Origin of the sequence: Micromonospora rhizosphaerae, from assembly GCF_900091465.1 — a bacterium.
In the GTDB taxonomy this organism is placed as follows: Bacteria; Actinomycetota; Actinomycetes; order Mycobacteriales; family Micromonosporaceae; genus Micromonospora; species Micromonospora rhizosphaerae.
In genome coordinates this window covers 2,648,394-2,668,641 of sequence record NZ_FMHV01000002.1, presented here as the reverse complement: position 1 = coordinate 2,668,641, position 20,248 = coordinate 2,648,394, and the positions used below count along the sequence as shown (strand labels likewise).

The window sequence follows — 20,248 nt, the reverse complement described above, 5'->3', positions numbered from 1 at the left end:
ATATGACTGTCAGGCATAAATATGACTGACAGTCATATCGCTCATCGTGGTTTGGCCGCCGGGTCGCGTCACCGAGTGTGACGAACGCCGACGGACCCGCACGGAGAGATGAATGGCCATGACGATTCCGACCATCGTCCACCTGCGCCGGGCGCGGACCAGCCTGGTGCTCGACGCGCGCGGCCCCGGCCTGCCCCGGGTCGTGCACTGGGGCGCCGACCTCGGCCCGCTCGACGCCGCGGACCTGACCGACCTGGTCGACGCGACCATCCCGCCGGTGATGCCGAGCAGCTTCGACGCGCCGACCGTGCTGTCGCTGCTGCCCGAGCCGAGCGCCGGCTGGAGCGGGCGGCCCGGCCTCGCCGGGCACCGGGACGGGCGGGACTGGTCGACGGCCTTCCGCCTCCACGCCCTCGACGTGTCCGACGGCGGCGAGACCGCCACGGCGGCCGGCAGCCCGGACCCGAGTCGCGTGGCGGCGGGCGGTGACGCGGTGGGCGTACCCGAAGAAGACGGTGAGCACGGCGGGCCCGGCGCGGCGCGGGTGACCGTGCAGGCCTCGGACCCGGGTGCGGAGCTGTCGCTGACGGTCGAGATCGAGCTGGACCCGACCGGGTTGCTGCTGCTGCGGCACCGGCTGCGCAACGACGGCGCCGGGGCGTACGAGCTGCGAGAGCTGGCCCCGGTGCTGCCGGTGCCGGCGGTCGCCACCGAGCTGCTCGATTTGACCGGGCGCTGGTGCCGGGAACGCGCGCCGCAGCGGCACCCGTGGCCGATGGGCACCTGGGTGCGGGAGGGCCGACACGGGCGGACCGGGCACGACGCGACGCTGCTGCTGGTCGCGGGGACGGCCGGCTTCGGCTTCGGCCACGGCGAGGTGTGGGCGGTGCACACGGCGTGGAGTGGCGACCACGTGACCTTCGCCGAGCGCCGGCCCACGGGTGAGTCCACGTTGGGCGGTGCTGAGCTGCTCACCCCCGGGGAGATCGTGCTGGCCGCCGGCGAGGAGTACGTCACTCCCCTGCTGTACGCGGTCTGGTCCGACGCCGGGCTGGACGGGCTCAGCGACGTGCTGCACACCCACCTGCGGGCCCGGCCGCAGCACCCGCGCCCACCCCGGCCGGTCACGCTCAACGTCTGGGAGGCCGTCTACTTCGACCACGAGCTGCCCCGGCTCTCCGCGCTCGCCGACCGGGCCGCGGAGGTCGGGGTCGAGCGGTTCGTGCTCGACGACGGCTGGTTCCGGGGGCGCCGGCACGACCGGGCCGGGCTCGGCGACTGGTGGGTCGACGACGACGTCTGGCCGGACGGGCTGCAACCGCTGATCGACCGCGTGTGCGGCCTCGGGATGCAGTTCGGGCTCTGGGTCGAGCCGGAGATGGTCAACCCGGACTCCGACCTGTTCCGCGCCCACCCGGACTGGGTGCTGTCCGTGCCCGGGCGGCTGCCGCCCGAGTGGCGGCACCAGCAGGTGCTCGACCTCGCCCACCCGGACGCGTACGAGCACCTGCTGTCCCGGCTGGACGCGGTGCTCACCGAGCACCAGGGCATCGCGTACCTGAAGTGGGACCACAACCGGGACCTCACCGAGGCCGGCCACCAGGGCCGGCCGGGGGTCCACGCGCAGACCGTGGCGGTCTACCGGCTGCTGGACGAGCTGCGCCGCCGGCACCCGGAGGTGGAGATCGAGAGCTGCTCGTCCGGCGGCGCCCGGGTGGACCTGGAGATCCTGCGCCGGACCGACCGGGTCTGGGCCAGCGACTGCAACGACGCCCTGGAACGGCTGGCCATCCAGCGCTGGACCGGGCTGCTGCTCCCGCCCGAGCTGGTCGGCAGCCACATCGGACCGGAACGCTCGCACACCACGCACCGGGTGCACGACCTGGGCTTCCGGGCCGCCACCGCGCTCTTCGGCCACCACGGCATCGAGTGGGACATCGGCGCGATCACCGCGGCGGAGCGCGCCGAGCTCGCGGCTTGGGTCGCGCTGCACAAGCGGCTCCGCCCGCTGCTGCACTCCGGGCGGGCGGTCCGGGTCGACCATCCGGACCCGGCCGTCTGGGCGCACGGCGTGGTCGCCGGTGACGGCTCCCAGGCGGTGTACGCGGTCGCGCGGCTGGCCACCTCGGTGGCGCAGGTGCCGGGCACGGTCCGGCTGCCCGGCCTGGACCGGCAGCGGCGGTACGCGGTGCGACTGGCGGCGGGCGTGCCGGGGCCGGCGGTGCTGCAGCTCAGCGAGCCGGGGTGGCTGCCGAAGGGGGTCACGCTCAGCGGCGCGGTGCTGGGGACGGTGGGGCTGCAGATGCCGGCCCTGCATCCCGAGCAGACCCTGCTGCTGGAGGTCACCGCGGTCGACTGACGTCGCGCAGCGTTCGCCCGATCGGCGGCGCGGCTAGGAGGCTCCTCGCTCAAGCCGCTCTTTCAGGTTCTGGTAGCTCACGGGCGCCACCTTCGCAGCCATCCGGCGGACCATCGGCACGAGCGGCATGCCGATGCCGCGGCCTTCAAAATCGAGCGCGAACGTCACCCGCGACCGGGCGCCGTCGTCGAGAGGTTCGACGGTAACCGTCGCGTTGGGCCTGACCGGTCCATCGATTCCGTGCGCGGCCCAGCTCCTGGGGGGATTGTTCTCCGTAACCTCCTGCGTCATGGTCCGTTCCGTACCACCGATCCGGCGAGTTGTCGTGAACCTTGAGCCCACGCCGGGCGGACCACCTGCCTCGACGCGCACGACGTCGTCCTGCCATTCGGCGAACCGCGAGGGGTCGGTGACATACGCGAACACCTCGTCCGGCGGCCGAGCGATCTCGATGTTGGACACGACTGCTGCCATAGCTCCTCCTCAGCGGTAACGATGGAGGGATGTCGGTGCTCATCGCCATTACACACCGCGCGGGGCAGGATGTGACGGATGGAGTAGCGCGAATTGCCGACGCAACCGGCCCGATTGTCGTATGGCTACGGCGGGATGATCTTCACCTGCGGCCATCGACGGCTCGGCTCGTGGCGAGCCAGGCGGGCTCGTGACAGCTCTACGGTGACCCTTCCTGGGTTGCGCCGCCATACGCCATCGAGCAGGTCGTCCAGCCCGAACGGGGCGCAGACGTGCAGTGTCTCGGCAGGGTCGAGACGTACCGCCACGCACGTAGCGGTTTCGGGCCAGGTGGCGACGGCGTCGGCTATGGAGCGCAGCGCATCGACTGGTCCAGTACCAAACACGTTTTCGTACCAGGTGTGCACGGCAGCTTGGTTGGTCGCCTCCCACGGGACCGCCGGTTCGCGGCGTCGTAGCAGCTCGGTCGCGGCAACGTCATTGCTGTGGGTGAGATCGTTCGGGTCGAAGAATGCAACGTCCACGTCCCGAACGTCCTGCGGGTCGAAGCCGCCCCCGTATCGCTGTCCCCAGACGAGATCTCGAAGGACTCCCGCCCCTACCCATGCGTCCGGAAGACCACCCGCCCGCACGGCAGCCAGGACGTTGAGAAACCACGAACACGAAGCGATCAGCTCCGCCAGCTCGGCGGTCTGTGGGCCGCCTGGCTCAGTCTTCCGGATCATCGCCTCGCCCCCGGCCGTGGTGGTCGCTTGCGGAGGGCCCGGCCCGCGTGCCGGATCGACGCTCGGGCCAGGCTCTCACGTCATGCCCGGCGCGTCAGCGCCGCGGACGGAAGTAGTTACTGATCATGTACGCGGTGACCTGCGCTCCGATCTTCGCGCCCTCGACGTCAGCCGTGCGGGTGTGGATGCCGCCCCAGATGCGGGCCTCGATGACCTCGGCGATGGCCTGCGAGAAGCTGCCGAAGTACCGAGTGGTACCCGAGGCTTCGCTGTATGCGCTGAACGGAATGTCGTCCCGGCCGAAGAAGTGCCTCAGCGCCAACATGCTCGCCCCGGTGAAGCACGTGTGCCCGGACGTGAAGTCAGGGTGCGGCGGCGTGACGAGTAGCGGCATCCAGTTGGGATCGGCCTCGGTGGCCGGGTTGCTGTCGGTGTCGGCCAGCTGGATCGCGGTGACCGGCCGCCAGAACATCCAGGCGCCCTTTTCGTTGTAACAGGCGGTCGTGGCGTCGGCCTCGGCGAGGTCGACCATCGCGAACATCCGCGCCGTCTGCAGCGTGTTCAGCCGCTGCGTCGTGGCGAGCTGGCGCTTGATCTCCCATTCGCCCAGGTGCCGGTCGTGCCACCAGATCGCGGCCTGGGTCTGGTCGACCGTCCGGATGGTGCTGTTGACCGCGCCGATCGCCTTGACCTCGTTGAAGTCGCGGGCATACTGGTCGCTGGTGAGCGCCGGCGGGCCGGACGAGCGGAACATCGACGCGCTGGGAATGAGGAACGGCTTGAGCTCCGCCACCCATGCCCCGTCGTTGGCGTTGGTCGGCGGGGTGGGCCGCCACTGGCCGGGCTCGGTGCCGACCGGCCAGGCCGGATTGCCGAACGCCCCGTCGTTCTGCCGCGCGCTGATCATCGCGGCCGCAGTCTGGCTGCCCACTGAGATCCCGCGCCGCTTCGCGCCGCTGTTGGGGATGGTGGCCAGCCACTCGTCGTACTGCGTCCGCAGCCGCGCCTGCTGGGCCGGGAACAAGGAGTTGAGCACCTGGAAGGCCGCGGTCCCGAGCGCCGCGTTCACCGACTCTCGACCGTTGGCGGCCGGTGCGATCAGGTACGGCTGGTACGGCCGTCCGGCGATGGCGTTGACCGCGTCGTAAATGGCCCCGTGCACCATCGCGAAGCTGCGCGCCTGGACCTGCGGCTGTTGGCCCGCCACATCCCAGATCGCGGATTGCGCGTTACGGTCCCAGATGATGACGGCATTGGCGGAAGTGTCCGTGTCGGCTGCGTATGCGGAAGGGGCAACGAACGCGACCGGCGAGCCGGCGGCGAGGATACCGGCGACGACCGCGCACACGACTTTTCGGCGCGTGCGAACCTGACGTGTCATGACTGCCCCCTGTCGCTGGCAATCCGGCCAGCTGAATGCCCATTGACGTGAGTTACTGCCAGCAGGCAAGCTACCGTGCCGTCCGCAGGCACCATAATGGCCAAAAGGGTGAAGAAATTTTTAGTCTCGCAGCTGTCCCGGACGTGGCCGACTTCCGCGCCAACTCCTAGCTTCGACTCGCCGACGCCCTGACGTCGCGCCTTCTGCCAGTACGTCGGCCGGTAGCCTCGCCGATCGCGCACGGTTCAGTCGGCGTCGACGAGCGGCCGCGCCGCGCGCGCCGCCGCCCGGTTCCGCGCCGGGAGCCAGTTCGCGCCAACGATCAGCGTCCGGGCCTGGGTCGGGGTGAACAATAGGTCCGCTCGCCCCCCGCACTTCCCGTCGGACTCCCCCGCGGCGGCCCGGCACCGTTGCGGGACGTGATGATGACGAACTGCCGGCCGCCGACCAGGTCCGACAACTCCTGCCTCCACCGGTAGCTGTCCTCGGTGGTCTGCCGGTTCGACACGTTCACCGCGAAACCCTCTGCGAAGGTGATGCCGGAGGCGAGCAAGGCTCGACGCTGGCGGCAACCCGATTCGACGAAAGCCCCGCGGCTGGACGGGATGGTGTTCGAGGCCGTAGTCCGATTCGAACGGACGTACTCCGCTTTGCAGGCGGATCCCTGGCCACTCGGGCATACGACCAAGCCTTGCTGACTACCCCCGGCTGGGATGGAACCAGCGGCCTCGACGCTCGGAACGCGCTGAGCTACGAGGGCATGGTGCGGGCGGAGGGATTCGAACCCCCTCAGCGCACAGCAACCGGGTTACAGCCGGCCCCGACTCTCCAACTTCGGCGCGCCCGCGTGCTGGCCGGAACTCCGGCCTTCGCCCGTGTGCCCAGCCTGCGCCCCACGGGCATGGCGGAGAGGGTGGGATTCGAACCCACGAGGGGGCGGACCCCTGCGCCGCTTCCAACGGCGCTTCCGTAGCCAGCCGGCCTCTCCGTGGCTTCGGCACCTGGACTCGAACCAGGACGGGCGGCTCAACAGCCGCTGGGCTCCCAATCACCCAATGCCGAACGGTCGTGCTCTTGGCGGAGACGGGGCGAGTCGAACGCCCACGGGGTGTTACCCCCCAACGATTTTCGAGACCGCGGCCGGCGCCGATCGGCTGGCGTCTCCATGGTCGGGCTGGCCGGATTTGAACCGACGACCTCCTCGTCCCGAACGAGGCGCGCTACCAAGCTGCGCCACAACCCGCTGGTCGGGATGGCCGGATTTGAACCGACGGCCCCTTGACCCCCAGTCAAGTGCGCTACCAAGCTGCGCCACATCCCGATGAGCACCCCTGGAAGGACTCGAACCTCCGACACTCGGATCCGTAATCCGATGCTCTATCCGCTGAGCTACAGGGGCATGCCGACATGCGCCCTTTGGCGCACGTGGCGGAAGAGGCAGGATTCGAACCTGCGACGGGTCAGCCCGCTCCTCCTTAGCAGGGAGGTGCCTTAGACCGCTCGGCCACCCTTCCGTGGCGCCCCGTACCGGACTTGAACCGGCGACCTCTGCCGTGACAGGGCAGCGCTCTCACCGTGCTGAGCTAACGGAGCACATCCCACAGGAATTCCATTGCGAGAGCGGCTACCGGGGCTCGAACCCGGGACCTCCACCTTGGGAAGGTGGCGCTCTACCAACTGAGCTACAACCGCATGGAAAGCTCGAGTCTCCGAAGCCTCCGGGGTGAACAACAGATAAATGGTCGCTGTAATTCCGCACCGGCTGACGAAAATAACCGGACATTCGTCGCAGACTCGCCAGGTCTGGGCCGGCTCCTTTGATCGCTGCTCGTGGCGTCACGTGGCCCATTACGGGTATCGCGATGGCGAGGAGGAGGACGCGATGGCAAAGCAGCGAGTGTATGACCACTCGGACCTCAAGGAACTCATGGACAACACCGGCGGCTGGGCCCGCAACTGGGACGAGGTGCTCAGATACCTGCGGGGTCCGGCTGTGCGTGACGCCGACTTCTCCAAGAAGGAGGTGCCTGTCCTCATCGAGGACGTCGAGCGGCTGAGGGACCAGAACGTCCCGTTCGACTGGGACTATCGAAAGGCGTGGCACGCGATCACCGGCGAGAAGACAGACCATCTTCCGCCACCAGAAGGCATCGTGGAGCCGCCGACCAACCCCATCGAACTGGAGGACCGTTACCTGAAAGGGCTGACCTTTCCCGCCGACAAGAACGCCGTGCTCGACAGGGCCCACAAGAACAAGGCCCCGGATCGAGTTGTCCAAGTGCTGGAGCGCTTGAAGAAGAAGAAGAATTTCAAGGACATGCCCGACCTGATCGAGTCGGTGGGCGACCTGACCTGGGACCACGATTGACGGAGGCGGCCGGACCATCTGACAACCGCACCCACCCGAGGAAGCGCCGGTGTAGCTGCCCGGCCGGCACCCAGGTCAGGTCCTGCGAGGCGCGCACCAGTTGCGCACCCATCTAAAGGGCAAGGGACACCGGAGCGCCGTCGAACTCCGCACGTAGCTCCCGCCGCCGAGTCGGGCACGGCCAAGGCGCGTCGCACCCGCCACGGCGGGAACTCATCGAGCACTACGGGGTCACCGAGCCGGTGAGCGACCGCGCCATGCAGGTGCTGCGGATCAAGGGGATGACCGAGACACTGCCCGGCGTAGGCGTGTTCGTCGCGGAGTAGCACCCGGGTCGGTCGGCCTTGTCCGCCCGCGTGCTCCCACGCCTGGCGCCTGCCCTGCGCTCTTGATCTGGAAATGTACGTTCGGCTTTGACCGACCGCTCGCCTTGTCCGGTCCACCATGACCACCGAGGCGCGTCAGTTCGAACCGAGCGGAAGGCGCAGCGTCCGAGCGTGGAAGGAAGATCAATTGCAGACATGGGCAACCGTCATCGCATCTGTAGCTGCCGTGGCTTCCGTGGCCGTTGCAGTTCTTGCACTACGCTTCGCCCGACAGAGCGGGGACGCTGCGCAGCGAAGTGCCGAATTGGCTGCGAGGGCCTACCGCAGTTCTTCCCTCCTTCCACTCTTCCAAGGGTTCGACACCGCTAGCCAAGCAGCGCTTAGTTATCCGGATCTTCTGTACGATGTCCACGGCCTTGATAGGTCTTATCCGCCTGATGAGGCACGTCGCATTGCCTATCTCAGCCTCCTCCTCGACGGCTTTCAGCACTACTACGGGGAACTATACGACGGCAACTTCGACAAGATGGCCGACGACATGATTCAGAGGTCGACGTTCCTTAACCAGATCTTGTCGGTACCGGAGAACGCCAGCCGATGGACGGCAGTAAAGAAGCTTTATTACGGCGACTTCGATCGCAGCTTCATTGGAGCTATAGACCGAATGCTAAAGCATGAACAGAGCCGGAGGCGGGAGGCTTCAAAAGAAGATTACGCCAACCGCTGCTAAGCGCTGCCGCCGAATTGGGCCAGCTCGCCGGCTCCCAGGCATTTGCCATGGCTGAACGCGGAGATACCCAGCGCAACCACTGCACTGGCGCGGGCATCGTCTGCCATCCAACGCGCAGGCAAACGGCTGCTGCGAAGCGGACACCAGGGTTGGCCACCGCCCGGCGGGGTATCCGGTGACGATCCCGCCTGGGGAAGGAGAGTCACCATGGTCAGCGTCGGCTACACCCTGATGAGCGAGCAGGCCGGCCCGAAGCAACTCGTCGATCACGCCATGCGGGCGGAGGCGGCCGGCTTCGACCTTTTGGTGATATCCGACCACTTCTACCCCTGGCTGGACTCACAGGGCCACGCCCCGTACGCCTGGTCCGTGCTCGGCGCGGTCGCCCACGCGACCATGCGGACCGAGCTGATGTCCTTCGTGACCTGCCCGATCCGCCGCTACCACCCGGCCGTGGTGGCCCAGAAGGCCAGCACCGTCGGGGTGCTCTCGGACGGCCGCTTCACCCTCGGGCTCGGCGCCGGGGAGAACCTCAACGAGCACGTGGTGGGCGGCTGGCCGCACGTGGAGCAGCGGCACGAGATGTTCGCCGAGGCACTGCAGATCATCCGGCCGCTGCTCAACGGCGAGACGTTGACCTTCTCCGGCAACCATTTCGACGTCCCCGACGCGTACGTCTGGGACCGGCCGGACCGCCCGGTGCCGATCGCCATCGCCGCCTCCGGCCCGCAGTCGGCCAGCCTCGCCGCCGAGTACGGCCACGGCCTGGTCGCCACCGAGCCCGACCCGCACCTCATCCAGATGTACGACGACGCCGGCGGCGCGGGCCGGCCCCGCTACGGCCAGCTGGCGATCTGCTACGGCCCGGACGAGGCCGAGTGCCGCAAGATCGTGCACGACCAGTTCCGCTGGTTCGGCCTGGGCTGGAAGGTCAACGCGGACCTGCCCGGGCCAGAGTCGTTCGCCTCCGCCACCCAGTTCGTCCGCGAGGAGGACGTCGCCGCTGGCATCTCCTGCGGCCCCGACGTCGACAAGCACGTCCAGGCGTTCAAGAAGTTCGTCGACGCCGGCTTCACCCACGTGGCGCTTGTGCAGGTGGGCGCGGAGAGCCAGCCGATGTTCCTGGACTGGGCGCAGGAGCAGCTGCTGCCCCGGCTGCGCGAGCTGTGAGACCCTCGCCGCCGGGGCGGTTCCGGGCGGCCGAGCTGCGCCTCGCCCTGGCGGCGCCCCGGCCCGCCGCCGGCCTGACCAGCGAGTGGCGGCTCGTCGAGGGGCTGCGGACGCACACCCGGCGGTCGGTCGACCCCGGCACTGGGACGCCGCCGGTGGTGCTGGTGCACGGCCTCGCCGTCTCGCACCGCTATCTCACCCCGCTCGCGCTGGCGCTGTCGGCAACCCATCCGGTGTACGTCCCGGACCTGCCCGGCTTCGGGCTGACCGAGCGCCCGTCCACCGCGTACGACGTGTTCCGGCACGCCGCGCACCTGGCGGCCTGGCTCTCCGCGTACCGGCTGTCGCCGGCCTGCGTCTTCGGGCATTCGTTCGGCGCGGAGGTGGCCGCCGCGCTCGCCGCCTGCCGTCCCGACCTCGTCCGCGCCCTGGTGCTGGCCGGCCCGACCAGCGACCCGGCCGCGCGGTCCCGGCGGCGCCAGTTCGGCCGGTTCCTGGTGGACACGGTGCGGGAGGCCAAGCTGCAGGCGCCGATCCTGCTCCGCGACGTGTGGGACGCCCGCCCGTGGCGGGTCTTCGCGATGCTGACCGACTCGGTGGGCAACGAGATCGAGGCGGACCTGGTCCGGATCACGGTCCCCACGCTGGTGACCGCCGGCGCCCGGGACCCGATCGTGCCGCCGTCCTGGCGGGAGCAGGTCGCCCGGCTGGTCCCCGACGCCCGCGTGGTCACCGTGCCGGGCGCCGCCCACAACGTCGCCACCACCGCCCCGGCACAGGTCGCCGACGCGATCCGGTCCCTGCTCACCCCCGCCCTGAGAAGGTAGAGGCCATGCGCATCGGCAACACGGAGATCCGCCCGCTCGGCGGCGGCCTCGGCTGCCTGCTGATGATCCTCTTCTCGATCATCGCCTCGATCACCCTCACCGTCCTCCTCAACCTCGCCCTCCGCTAACCCACCCCACCCCCGCCAAAACTCGCGCGATCTTGCACTTTGGGTTGTCCCTTTGTCCGAAAAGTGCCCCTTCGTCGGCACCACAACTGCAAGATCGCGGGTTTGGTGGGGCGCGGCAACCGGCGCGGTCAGGCGGGGGTGAGGTCGAGGTTGGCGAGGAGCGGGTAGTGGTCGGAGGCGTGGTCGGCTTCGCCGCCGCGGATCACGCGGACCTCGCGGGTGAGCGCGGCGAGCTGGATGGTGCCGAGCAGGTAGTCCAGGCGCATGCCGGTGAACTCGGCACCGCCGTAGCGGGTGGGCACGCTGTATCCCTCCTGCTCGGGGGCGTCGGCGGCGCGGGCCGCGTACAGGTCGACCAGGCCGACCTCGAGCAGCCGGGACACCGCGCGGGTGTCGACGGTACGGCCGTCGCGGCGCAGGTGCCGGCGCCGGTAGAACTCCGGGAGGCGGGCCAGCCGCTCGGCGTGGTCGACGGTCGGATCCAGCGTGTTGAGGTCACCGGCGAGCAGCGCGAGCTCGCCACCGTGCCGCCGGACGGCGGCCGCCAGCCAGTCCGCCTCGGTACGCCGGCGACCACCGGAGTACGGGTTGAGGTGCGTACTGAACACGGTCAGCGGACCCGCCTGCGTGGCCACCGCCACGCGCGCGGCGCCGTGGTGGAACGGCCGGCGTACCCGGCCGGTCGCCAGCATCCGCAGCGGCGGGCGGACCAGCACCGCGACCGGTTGCCCGAACCCGGACCGGGCCAGGTGGGGGACCATCCCGACCCGGCCCGCGAGGTCGCTGAGCAGCCCGCCCCGGTCGAAGCCGCGCAGCTCCTGCAGGGCCAGCACGTCCGGCCGCTGCGCGGTGATGACCGCGACCACCCGGTCCAGCCGATCGGGCCCGTTGGTGTCCCGGCCACCGGTCCTGATGTTCCAGCTCATCACCCGCAGCATCGGCGCCGGTCAGTCCGCCCGGTCGGCCTTGGCCAGCTCGTCGTCCAGCTCGTGGACCTGCTCCGACTCGATGGCCGGCTGATTGCCCTCGTGCACGTCGGCGTTCGGACGGACGATCCAGTAGAGCAGCCCCATCCAGAGCGCGCTGAGCAGGATCGCGCCCATGAAGTCGGTCGGGTGGTGCATGCCCCGGTACATCCGGGAGACGGCCACCCCGACCGGCATGATCACCGCCATCGCCACGAAGAGCCAGCGCCACCAGCGGTCGGTGCGGGCGAGCACGATGATCGCGATCGCGGTCCAGAGGCAGATGGTCGCGGCGATGTGCCCGGAGGGGAACGACGAGGTGGGCAGGTGCCCATCCAGGTTGTCCACCTTGGGACGGGGACGGTCGACGGCCCCGGAGGAGGCGAGGAAGAGGGTCAGCTCGCCGAACATCGCCAGCGCCACGAAGAGCACCGGCCGCCAGCGCTTCCAGATCGCCAGCACCAGCGGGCAGAAGACCAGCGAGATCGCCAGGATCGCGTGCGTGTCGCCGAACTTGCTCCACCACCAGCTCAGGTCGTTCAGCGTGTCGGTGTGCCGCGCGGCGAACCATCGCGGCACCTCGGTGTCGAGGGTGTCCAGGAAGGTGCCCTTGGCGTGATAGCTGACGACCAGGCCGAAGGCGTAGAGCGCGCCGAAGACCAGCACCCAGCCGACCAGCAGCTCGGCGACCGCCGAGCGCGGGTGCTCCAGCACGTGCTCCTCGGCCGGGGCGGGGGCGATCTCCTCGCCCGCCTCCGGCTCCAGGCCCTCGGTCAGCGGCGGCACCGGGCGGCCGCGCTCGCGCCGCCAGAGCCGGAAGGCGTACGCGCTGACGCCGAGCCACGCGGCGCCGAGCAGCCAGCCGCCGATCACGTCGGAGACGAAGTGCACGCCCAACGCGATCCGGGTCAGCCCGATCAGCGCCACCAGCAGGGCGACGATCGCGATGGCCGGCTTGCGCCACCGGGGCGACATGGCCGGCAGGAAGACCAGCAGCAGCGCCCCGTACGCGACGAACGAGCCGAGCGCGTGCCCGCTGGGGAAGCTGTTGCCGGGGGCGTGGGTGATCGGCACGTCGACCACCGGGCGGAGCCGGCCGACCAACGCCTTGAGCGACGGGTCGAGGATCAGCCCGCCGACCCCGGTGATGATCAGGTAGACCGCCAGCCTGGCCTGGCGACGGATCAGCAGGCCGACCACCGCGATGGTGACCAGCCAGATCAGCACCGGCCGGCCGCCCAGGTCGGTGACCGCCTGGATCACGGTGACCAGCGGGTGGTGGGGTGCCACGAGCCGGTTGACCCACTCCGCCACCTCGCGGTCGGCGTGGTACAGCGGGCCCCAGTGGAACCGCACGAGCATGAGCAGCAGGCCGAACCCGACGCCGGCCCCGGCGACGACCAGCAGGCCCGCGAGGCTCCGTTCGGCGAAATGGCCGACCGGCCGTCGCGCCGTCTCCTTGACCGCGGTCACCCCGCACCTCCCTTGCCTTCTGGCGAGGCGCAGTACCCGATCGGCGTCCCCCGTACACCGGGCCGCGGGGTCAGAGCGCGGTCATCTCGCCGGTGTCGAGGGCCTCTTCGCGCTCGGCCTCCGGCTCCCAGAGGTCCGGCTGCGCGGGCTCCTCCACGCCGATCCGCATCGCCTCGAGCTGGGCGGCGAAGGCCAGCCCGCCGAAGAGCGCGATGCCGGTGAGGTTGGCCCAGATCATCAGCGCCATCATCGCGGTCAGCGGGCCGTAGGTCTGCCCGAAGTCGCCGCTGAACCTGACGTACCCGGCGAGCAGCAGGCTGGTCAGCCACCAGAGCACGGTGGCGATGGCGGCTCCGAAGAAGAGCCAGGACAGGCCGGGCTGGCGGCGGCGGGGCGCGTGCCGGAACAGCACGGCCACGGCGAGCACGGTCAGGCCGAGGCTCAGCGGCCAGCGGACCACGTTCCAGGCCGCGTTTGCGAAGCCGCCCCACTCGTAGTGCCGCTGCACGGAGTGACCCATCGCGCCCCCGCCGACCAGGATCAGGAAGCCGATCAGCGCGGGGACGCCGGCGGTCACCGCGAGGATCGCCGCGCGGACGTACTTGGCCACGGCCGGGCGGTCCCGCTCGACGCCGTAGATCCGGTTGGCGCCCCGCTCGATCTGGGCCATGGTCATGGTCAGCGCGACCAGGCCGGTCAGCAGACCGAGGGTCAGTGCCAGCTCACCGGCGCGTTCGATGCGCTTCGCGTCGCCGAGCAACTCCTGCACCACGGACTCGCTCTGGCCGGGGGTGAGCGCGAGCACGGTGTCGGCGACCACCCGGCCGCCCTCCGTGACGCCGAGGTCGGAGATCAGACCGGTGAGCGCGATCAGGAACGGCACCACGGCCAGGCAGAGCTGCAGCGCGAGGGCCCGCGCGTGGCTGAACCCGTCGCCGTAGCGGAACCGGATGAAGGCGTCCCGCAACAGGCACCACCCACCCTCGCGGCGCAGGGTGTGCCAGGCGTCGTCGGCGGACAGCTCCTCCTCCGCCATCAGCCGGGTCTCCGGCACCAGCTTGGTGCTACTCACGGTTGGCCTCCTCGACCAGCCGCTCGCCCCGCTCGGCCGCCGAGTCGACGTCCACGGAGAGGTCGGGGTGGCGTGCGGGCCGCGGTACGCAGAGCCAGAGCGACTCCGGCCTGATCTCGGCCTTGAGCGCGCGGCCCGGCTCGATCACGTCGCCGTCGAGCTCCCGGGGCTGGGTCCGGTTGCTGACGATCTCGACCTTCCGGCCCCGGAAGACCTCCATCCGGGGCACGCTGCCGCGCCGGCGGAGCAGTGCCCAGCCCATCGCCAGCCAGTGCACCAACGTCCGCGGGGTGAGCACCGCGACGTCGAGCCAGCCGTCGTCCGGCTCGGCGTCGGTCAGCAGCGGTAGGCCGCCCTGCAGGCGGCCGACGTTGGCGATCAGGACCGAGCGCGCCCGGCGGCGCACCGGCGGCTGGCCGTCGATCCGGATGGAGACCCGCATCGGCCGGTCCCGCAGGTGCTTGACCGCCCCCACGATGTACGCGGGCCAGCCGATCCGCGCCTTCGTGGTCTCGGAGGTCGAGTGCAGCATCTGGGCGTCGAAGCCCATCCCGGCCATCACGGTGAAGTACCGGTCCTCGACCGCGCCCACGTCGAGCAGGCGGCGCCCCCGTTCGATGGCGACCTCCAGCCCGGCGCCGAGGTCGTTGGAGAGGCCCAGGTTGGCGGCGAGCAGGTTGCCGGTGCCCTGGGGCAGCACGGCGAGCGCCACGCCGGTGCCGACCAGCCCGCTGACGCAGGACATGACCGTCCCGTCGCCGCCGCAGGCGAAGACGACGTCGACGCCGGCCTTCACCGCCTCCTCGGTCTGCCGCCGCCCGGTTTCCTCGACCGTGGTCTCGAACCACATCGGCTCCGGCCAGCCGGCGGCCGTCAGGGCCCCGTCGACCGTACGGCGCAGCTCATCCAGATCGGCCACCTTCACCGGGTTGACCACCACGGCGGAACGCAGCCCGCCGTCGCCCGCCGCCGGCGTGCGCTCTCCGCTGTCCACGGCGTCAGTGTGCAGCAACTCGGCGCGGCCAGCGACTCGACCGACCGTGATGAGGCGCGCAGCCGCGGAAGGTTTCAAAATCGGTCAGCGCGGGGACCCGGGCCCTCGTCCGGCTCAGGCCGCCGTCCGCAGCGCGGTCTCCACCCGCCGCCGCAGGTCGTCCAGGCCGACGCCCGCCTCGGTCAAAACGAGCGCGCCCAGCCCGTGACCCTCGCGGAGCAGGCCGAGCAGGATGTGCTCGGTGCCGATGTGGTGGTGGCGCAGCCGGATCGCCTCCCGCAGGGACAGCTCCAGCACCTTCTTGGCGCGCGGCGAGAACCGTCCGTCGTCGTACCGTCGGCGACGCCAGCGGCGGCGCGGCGCCGGCGCCGCCTCGCGCAGCGCGTCCGGGCCGAACGACTCCTCGATCCGGGCGACGATCGCCGCCAGGTCGATGCCGATCTCCCGCAGCGCCGCCGCGTCCGCGGCGCCGAGGCCGGCGCCGCCGTCGGCGGTGTGCCGGGCGATCCGGGCGCGCAGGTCGTCGGCGTTCGCGCCGGCCTCCGCCAGCACCCGGGTCGCGAGCGCGTCGCCGTCGGCCAGCACGGCGAGCAGCAGGTGCTCGGTGCCGACCGGCCGCTGCCCCTCGGCCCTGGCCTCCTCGACCGCGCGGCGGACGACCGTGCGGGCGCGGTCGGTGAACCGTTCGAACATCATGCCTCCCAACTGCCCCGGACCGCCGGTCGCCCGGCGTGCTTCTTGTGGACCGCCTGCCGGCTGACCTCGAGCGCGTCGGCGATCTCCTGCCAGGACCAGCCCTGTCGACGGGCGTTGTCCACCTGGACCACCTCCAGCCGTTCGAGGAGCCGGCGCAGGGCGAGCACCGCCCGCAGCCCGACCTTGGGGTCGGTGCTGCCGGCTGCCGCCGCGAGTTCCGTCGCCTGACTCATGCTGTCAATGTAGGTTGACAACGGTTGGCGTGTCAACCCTGGTTGACACGGAAGTTGACCCGGTCGGTGTTAACGTCTGCCGATGCGTCGCCGTCCGTCCCCCGAACCGCCCGCCGTGGCGGCCGCGCGGCACCGCGCCGGGCCGGTCGAGTGGGAGATCGCCGGCGGCAGCGTGATCGGCGACCGCTACCCGGCCAACTTCGACGTGCTGCACGTCGACCCCGCGCTGCCGTTCGCAGCGGTCGCCGACGGCATGGGCGCCGGCGAGGGCAGCCGGATGGCCGGAGCCACGGCGATGGGCACGATGGTCCAGCAGGTCGGCGCCGCGTGGCCGGCCGTCGGTCCGCGGCAGCTCCGCGCCGCGGTCCGCGCGGCCCAGACGCGGGTACGCGCCGCCGGCGCCCGGCTGGCCGAGCTGACCGGCTGCACGCTGACCGCACTGCTGGCGGAGCCCGACGGGGAGCAGGCCTGGATCGTCCAGCTCGGCGACTCGCGGGCCTACCGACTGCGGGACGGACTGCTGGAGCTGCTCACGGTCGACCACACGATGGCCTGGCTCGGTGTGGTCAACGGCTGGTACCCGGCCCACTCCCCCGAGGCCGCCCGCGCCCGCTACCGCCTCACCCGCTTCGTCGGGCACCCCGACGAGCCGGAGGCGGACCTGATCGCGGTCACGCCACGCCCCGGCGACGTACACCTGCTCTGCACCGACGGCATCGCCGACCAGGTCGGCTACGACCGGCTGCGGGCGACGCTGGCCGGGCGCGCTCCCACCGAAGCCGTCGAATCCCTGCTGGCCGACTCCCTCGCCGCCGGGGGCCGGGACAACGCCACGGCAGTCGTGGTCCGCGTCCACCCCGCATCGCCCTGACGCACCGGCACCCCATTCCGCTGACCCGATCCGCCCACCTGCCGGCGTCGCCGCGACTACCGTGAGTGAGGGACAGCGTGGTCGCGGGAGGTGAGGCGGGATGGCCGAAACCACCCACGGGGCGGTGGTCGTCGGTGTGGGGTCGTCGGAGGAGGACCTCCAGGTCGTCCGGACTGCCGCCGCCGAGGCCGCGGCCCACGACCGTCCGCTGCACCTGCTGCACGCGTTCAACTGGGCCGCGGCGGTGGGGGCCCCGTCGGTGGTGGAGCCGCGTACCGACGCCGAGCACCTGCTGGAGCGGGCCGGACAGGCCGCCAGCGAGGTGGAGCCGGCGGTCCAGGTCAGCTGCGAGATCGTCGAGGGCTCCCCGGTCGAGGCTCTGGTCCGCAGCTCGGAGTCGGCGTTCATGGTGGCCGTCGGTGACGGCGGGATGGCCGACTGCCCCGAATGCGTACCGGCCGACGCGCCGGCCGTGCGGCTGGCCGCCCGGGCCGGCTGCCCGGTGCTGGTCGGCCGCGCCGGGCCACCACCGCAGGGCCCGGTGCTGGTCGGCGTGAACGGCTCGGAGAGCTCCCGCACCGCGCTGGGCTTCGCCTTCGAGTGCGCCGACCGTCGGTCCGCCCCGTTGCTCGCGGTACGGGTCATCGAGCCGGGCCAGCCGGACGAGGGCGACGACGCGCTCGCCAAGGCGGTGACCCGGTACGGCGAGCGGCACCCCTCGGTGGCGGCGGAGTGCCACACCATCCGCGGTGACCCCGGCACCGTCCTGGTGGAACAGTCCCGGTTAGCCCAGGTCGCGCTGGTCGGCGCCCGCGGCGAGGAACCCTGGCGGGGGATGCTCGGCGCGGTCAGCCAGACCCTGCTCTACCACTCGCCGGCCCCGGTCGTCGTCGTCCGTGGACTCGCCGAGGCCGCCCCGGACGGGGCATGACGTCCGCACATGCCGGGACCATCGGCCCTGACCCACTCCCCCTCGCGGCGGCGAAGCTGGAGCCGGACGGATTCCGACTTCGGGGTGCAGAAGTCCCTGACCCGCGAGAGGCTATTGCAGCATGGACACCGCTCTCGACCGGCAGAGCCCACTGACCGAAGACGAGCTGCGCAAGGTTGACGCGTACTGGCGGGCGGCGAACTACCTGACCGTCGGGCAGATCTACCTGCTCGACAACCCGCTGCTGCGCGAGCCGTTGAAGCCCGAGCACGTCAAGCCCCGGCTGCTCGGCCACTGGGGCACCGGCCCCGGCCTCAACCTGATCTATGCGCACCTCAACCGGATCATCGTCGACCGGGACCTCAGCGTCATCTACATCACCGGTCCGGGGCACGGCGGGCCGGCCGTGGTGGCGAACACCTGGCTGGAGGGGACGTACAGCGAGCTCTACCACTCGGTGAGCCGGGACGAGGCGGGGATGGCGCGGCTGTTCCGCCAATTCTCCTTCCCCGGCGGTATCCCCAGCCACGTGGCATCGGAGGTGCCGGGTTCGATCCACGAGGGCGGCGAGCTGGGGTACGCGCTGATGCACGCCTACGGCGCCGCGTTCGACAACCCTGACCTGCTGGTCGCCTGCGTGATCGGCGACGGCGAGGCGGAGACCGGCCCGCTGGCCGGGAGTTGGCTGTCCAACGTCTTCCTCAACCCGGCCCGGGACGGCGCGGTCCTGCCCATCCTGCACCTCAACGGATACAAGATCGCCAGCCCGACGGTGCTGGAACGGATCCCCGAAGACGACCTGCTCGGCCTGATGCGCGGCTACGGCTACCAGCCGCACGTCGTCTCCGGCGACGACCCGACCCGGGTGCACCAGAGCCTCGCCGCCACCCTCGATCAGGCGGTCGACGAGATCACCGAGATCCAGCGCCGGGCCCGCTCCGGCGGCGACAGTCGGCGCCCCCGCTGGCCGATGATCATCCTCCGTACGCCGAAGGGCTGGACCGGCCCGCGGGAGGTCCACGGCAAGCGGGTCGAGGGGACCTACCGCTCCCACCAGGTGCCCATCGACGGGGTGCGCAAGGACCCGGAGGCCCTGGCCGAGCTGGAGCGCTGGCTGCGCAGCTACCGGCCGGAGGAGCTCTTCGACGCCACCGGCGCCCCGGTCGCCGAACTGGCCTCGCTGCCCCCGAAGGGGGACCGGCGGATGAGCGCCAACCCGGTCACCAACGGCGGCCTGGTGCTGCGCGACCTGAACCTGCCGGACTTCCGCCCCTACGCGGTCGACGTCAAGCAGCCGGGCGAGCCCGTGGTCGGCTCCACCGGCGTGCTCGGCAAGTGGGTCCGCGACGTGATCACCGCCAACCCGCAGAACTTCCGCCTGTTCGGCCCCGACGAGATCGCCTCCAACCGGCTGAGCGCCGCCTTCGAGGTCACCGACCGGGCGTTCGTCGCCAACACGGTCCCCGGCGACGACCACCTCTCCCCCGACGGCCGGGTGATGGAGGTGCTCTCCGAGCACCTCTGCCAGGGCTGGCTGGAGGGCTACCTGCTCACCGGCCGGCACGGCATCTTCACCAGTTACGAGGCGTTCATCCACATCGTCGACTCGATGGTCAACCAGCACGCCAAGTGGCTGAAGGTGACCCGCGGCATCCAGTGGCGGCAGCCGCTGGCCTCGCTGAACTACCTGCTCTCCAGCCACGTGTGGCGACAGGACCACAACGGCTTCTCGCACCAGGACCCGGGCTTCATCGACCACGTGGTCAACAAGAAGGCCGAGGTGGTCCGGGTCTACCTGCCGCCGGACGCCAACACCCTGCTCTCCACAATGGACCACTGCCTGCGCAGCCGGCACTACATCAACGTGGTGGTGGCCGGCAAGCAGCCGGCGCCGAACTGGCTGACCATGGACGAGGCCATCCAGCACGCCCGGCGCGGACTGGGCATCTGGGACTGGGCCAGCACCGACCAGGGCGCCGAGCCGGACGTGGTGCTCGCCTGCGCCGGCGACGTGCCGACGCTGGAGACGCTCGCCGCGGCCGACATGCTCCGCCAGCACCTGCCCCAGCTGAAGGTGCGGGTGGTCAACGTGGTCGACCTGATGCGGCTCCAGCCGCCCTCGGAGCACCCGCACGGCCTGCCGGACTTCGAGTTCGACACGATCTTCACCCGGGACAGGCCGATCATCTTCGCCTACCACGGCTACCCGTGGCTGATCCACCGGCTCACCTACCGGCGCACCAACCACGACAACCTGCACGTCCGGGGCTACAAGGAGGAGGGCACCACCACCACGCCGTTCGACATGGTGATGCTCAACGACCTGGACCGCTTCCACCTGGTCCTCGACGTCATCGACCGGGTGCCCGGGCTCGCCTCGCGCGCCGCTCACCTGCGACAGGAGATGGTCGACGCCCGGCAGGCCGCCCGCGACTACACCCGCGAGTACGGCGAGGACGACCCCCGGGTGGCCGAGTGGCGCCGGATCCGCGAGACCGAGCCGGGCCTCCGGAGCGGGCAGTGAA

General features: G+C 71.0%; 18 protein-coding genes, 10 tRNA genes and 2 pseudogenes. 10 read left to right on the top strand and 20 right to left on the bottom strand.

The features are described 5' to 3' along the window. Positions 1–118 precede the first annotated feature (118 nt). Entirely contained in the window at positions 119–2,359 is a 2,241-nt protein-coding gene (locus GA0070624_RS12885) for an alpha-galactosidase (RefSeq protein WP_091348733.1), read from the top strand. Between the two features lie 33 nt (positions 2,360–2,392). Here the strand turns inward: GA0070624_RS12885 and GA0070624_RS12880 are convergent, their stop codons facing one another. From GA0070624_RS12880 to GA0070624_RS12830, 13 genes are all read right to left on the bottom strand, one after another. Continuing rightward, positions 2,393–2,833, bottom strand: a complete 441-nt coding sequence (locus GA0070624_RS12880) for an SRPBCC family protein (RefSeq protein ID WP_091340778.1) — start codon at positions 2,831–2,833, stop codon at positions 2,393–2,395. Between the two features lie 125 nt (positions 2,834–2,958). Beyond that, positions 2,959–3,558, bottom strand: a complete 600-nt coding sequence (locus GA0070624_RS12875) for a nucleotidyltransferase family protein (RefSeq protein ID WP_091340775.1) — start codon at positions 3,556–3,558, stop codon at positions 2,959–2,961. A gap of 94 nt (positions 3,559–3,652) precedes the next feature. Beyond that, positions 3,653–5,008 carry a vanadium-dependent haloperoxidase gene (locus tag GA0070624_RS12870; protein ID WP_245718759.1) on the bottom strand — a complete coding sequence of 452 codons (1,356 nt, stop codon included), beginning with the start codon at positions 5,006–5,008 and terminating at the stop codon, positions 3,653–3,655. Positions 5,009–5,554: 546 nt separating this feature from the next. Further along, positions 5,555–5,625 (bottom strand) — tRNA-Cys (locus GA0070624_RS12865). 75 nt (positions 5,626–5,700) lie between these two features. Then, positions 5,701–5,786: transfer RNA gene (locus GA0070624_RS12860), tRNA-Tyr, on the bottom strand. Positions 5,787–5,841: 55 nt separating this feature from the next. Then, a tRNA-OTHER gene (locus tag GA0070624_RS34695) sits at positions 5,842–5,927 on the bottom strand. Between the two features lie 87 nt (positions 5,928–6,014). Beyond that, positions 6,015–6,104, bottom strand: a tRNA-Ser gene (locus GA0070624_RS34690). A 1-nt stretch (position 6,105) separates the two neighbouring features. Beyond that, a tRNA-Pro gene (locus GA0070624_RS12855) sits at positions 6,106–6,182 on the bottom strand. A gap of 1 nt (position 6,183) precedes the next feature. Next, a tRNA-Pro gene (locus GA0070624_RS12850) sits at positions 6,184–6,260 on the bottom strand. 5 nt (positions 6,261–6,265) lie between these two features. Next, positions 6,266–6,338 (bottom strand) — tRNA-Arg (locus GA0070624_RS12845). A 27-nt stretch (positions 6,339–6,365) separates the two neighbouring features. Beyond that, positions 6,366–6,453, bottom strand: a tRNA-Ser gene (locus GA0070624_RS12840). Between the two features lies 1 nt (position 6,454). Next, positions 6,455–6,532: transfer RNA gene (locus GA0070624_RS12835), tRNA-Asp, on the bottom strand. 26 nt (positions 6,533–6,558) lie between these two features. Next, positions 6,559–6,631: transfer RNA gene (locus GA0070624_RS12830), tRNA-Gly, on the bottom strand. Positions 6,632–6,821: 190 nt separating this feature from the next. Here GA0070624_RS12830 and GA0070624_RS12825 point away from each other — a divergent pair. Further along, positions 6,822–7,307: a DUF2795 domain-containing protein gene (locus tag GA0070624_RS12825; RefSeq protein ID WP_176731675.1), complete on the top strand. Its 486-nt coding sequence runs from the start codon at positions 6,822–6,824 to the stop codon at positions 7,305–7,307. On the opposite strand, the pseudogene GA0070624_RS35690 reads toward GA0070624_RS12825, so the two are convergent. Further along, a pseudogene (locus GA0070624_RS35690) lies at positions 7,249–7,524 on the bottom strand (hypothetical protein). The gene GA0070624_RS12825 and the pseudogene GA0070624_RS35690 overlap by 59 nt on opposite strands. Here GA0070624_RS35690 and GA0070624_RS36600 point away from each other — a divergent pair. The 5 genes and pseudogenes from GA0070624_RS36600 to GA0070624_RS36375 form a co-directional block, all read left to right on the top strand. After that, positions 7,493–7,633: pseudogene (locus GA0070624_RS36600) on the top strand (GntR family transcriptional regulator); the annotation flags it as partial. The pseudogenes GA0070624_RS35690 and GA0070624_RS36600 overlap by 32 nt on opposite strands. 118 nt (positions 7,634–7,751) lie before the next feature. Beyond that, the gene (locus tag GA0070624_RS33895) at positions 7,752–8,363 is read left to right on the top strand and encodes a hypothetical protein (RefSeq protein WP_141714992.1); all 612 of its coding nucleotides are present in this window, start codon (positions 7,752–7,754) and stop codon (positions 8,361–8,363) included. A gap of 207 nt (positions 8,364–8,570) precedes the next feature. Further along, on the top strand, positions 8,571–9,533 hold the full coding sequence (locus GA0070624_RS12810) for a TIGR03557 family F420-dependent LLM class oxidoreductase (protein WP_091340769.1): 963 nt from the start codon (positions 8,571–8,573) through the stop codon (positions 9,531–9,533). Next, complete coding sequence (locus GA0070624_RS12805; RefSeq protein WP_091340767.1) at positions 9,530–10,360, top strand: alpha/beta fold hydrolase; 831 nt, start codon at positions 9,530–9,532, stop codon at positions 10,358–10,360. The genes GA0070624_RS12810 and GA0070624_RS12805 overlap by 4 nt, the downstream gene beginning before the upstream one ends. A 5-nt stretch (positions 10,361–10,365) precedes the next feature. Further along, positions 10,366–10,488 (top strand): hypothetical protein, encoded by a 123-nt coding sequence (locus GA0070624_RS36375; RefSeq protein ID WP_281180966.1) that lies wholly within the window; start codon positions 10,366–10,368, stop codon positions 10,486–10,488. Positions 10,489–10,616: 128 nt separating this feature from the next. On the opposite strand, the gene GA0070624_RS12800 is transcribed toward GA0070624_RS36375, so the two are convergent. The 6 genes from GA0070624_RS12800 to GA0070624_RS12775 form a co-directional block, all read right to left on the bottom strand. Beyond that, positions 10,617–11,426, bottom strand: a complete 810-nt coding sequence (locus GA0070624_RS12800; RefSeq protein WP_091340766.1) for an endonuclease/exonuclease/phosphatase family protein — start codon at positions 11,424–11,426, stop codon at positions 10,617–10,619. Between the two features lie 9 nt (positions 11,427–11,435). Beyond that, positions 11,436–12,926, bottom strand: coding sequence for a phosphatase PAP2 family protein (locus tag GA0070624_RS12795; protein WP_091340764.1), 1,491 nt, complete (start codon positions 12,924–12,926; stop codon positions 11,436–11,438). 70 nt (positions 12,927–12,996) lie between these two features. Continuing rightward, positions 12,997–13,998, bottom strand: a complete 1,002-nt coding sequence (locus GA0070624_RS12790) for a YihY/virulence factor BrkB family protein (RefSeq protein ID WP_091340761.1) — start codon at positions 13,996–13,998, stop codon at positions 12,997–12,999. Further along, a complete protein-coding gene (locus tag GA0070624_RS12785; protein WP_091340759.1) occupies positions 13,991–14,992 on the bottom strand; it encodes a diacylglycerol/lipid kinase family protein in 1,002 nt (333 codons plus the stop codon). The genes GA0070624_RS12790 and GA0070624_RS12785 overlap by 8 nt, the downstream gene beginning before the upstream one ends. Before the next feature lie 114 nt (positions 14,993–15,106). Next, positions 15,107–15,685: a Clp protease N-terminal domain-containing protein gene (locus GA0070624_RS12780; protein ID WP_091340756.1), complete on the bottom strand. Its 579-nt coding sequence runs from the start codon at positions 15,683–15,685 to the stop codon at positions 15,107–15,109. Beyond that, positions 15,685–15,921: an HTH domain-containing protein gene (locus tag GA0070624_RS12775; protein WP_089010418.1), complete on the bottom strand. Its 237-nt coding sequence runs from the start codon at positions 15,919–15,921 to the stop codon at positions 15,685–15,687. Before GA0070624_RS12775 ends, GA0070624_RS12780 begins: the two co-directional genes overlap by 1 nt. Positions 15,922–16,003: 82 nt before the next feature. Here GA0070624_RS12775 and GA0070624_RS12770 point away from each other — a divergent pair, with 82 nt between their 5' ends. From GA0070624_RS12770 to GA0070624_RS12760, 3 genes are all read left to right on the top strand, one after another. Next, positions 16,004–16,792 (top strand): PP2C family protein-serine/threonine phosphatase, encoded by a 789-nt coding sequence (locus GA0070624_RS12770; protein WP_091340753.1) that lies wholly within the window; start codon positions 16,004–16,006, stop codon positions 16,790–16,792. A 100-nt stretch (positions 16,793–16,892) separates the two neighbouring features. Continuing rightward, the gene (locus GA0070624_RS12765; RefSeq protein ID WP_091340750.1) at positions 16,893–17,723 is read left to right on the top strand and encodes a universal stress protein; all 831 of its coding nucleotides are present in this window, start codon (positions 16,893–16,895) and stop codon (positions 17,721–17,723) included. 121 nt (positions 17,724–17,844) lie between these two features. Then, positions 17,845–20,247, top strand: a complete 2,403-nt coding sequence (locus GA0070624_RS12760) for a phosphoketolase family protein (RefSeq protein WP_091340747.1) — start codon at positions 17,845–17,847, stop codon at positions 20,245–20,247. Position 20,248 lies beyond the last annotated feature (1 nt).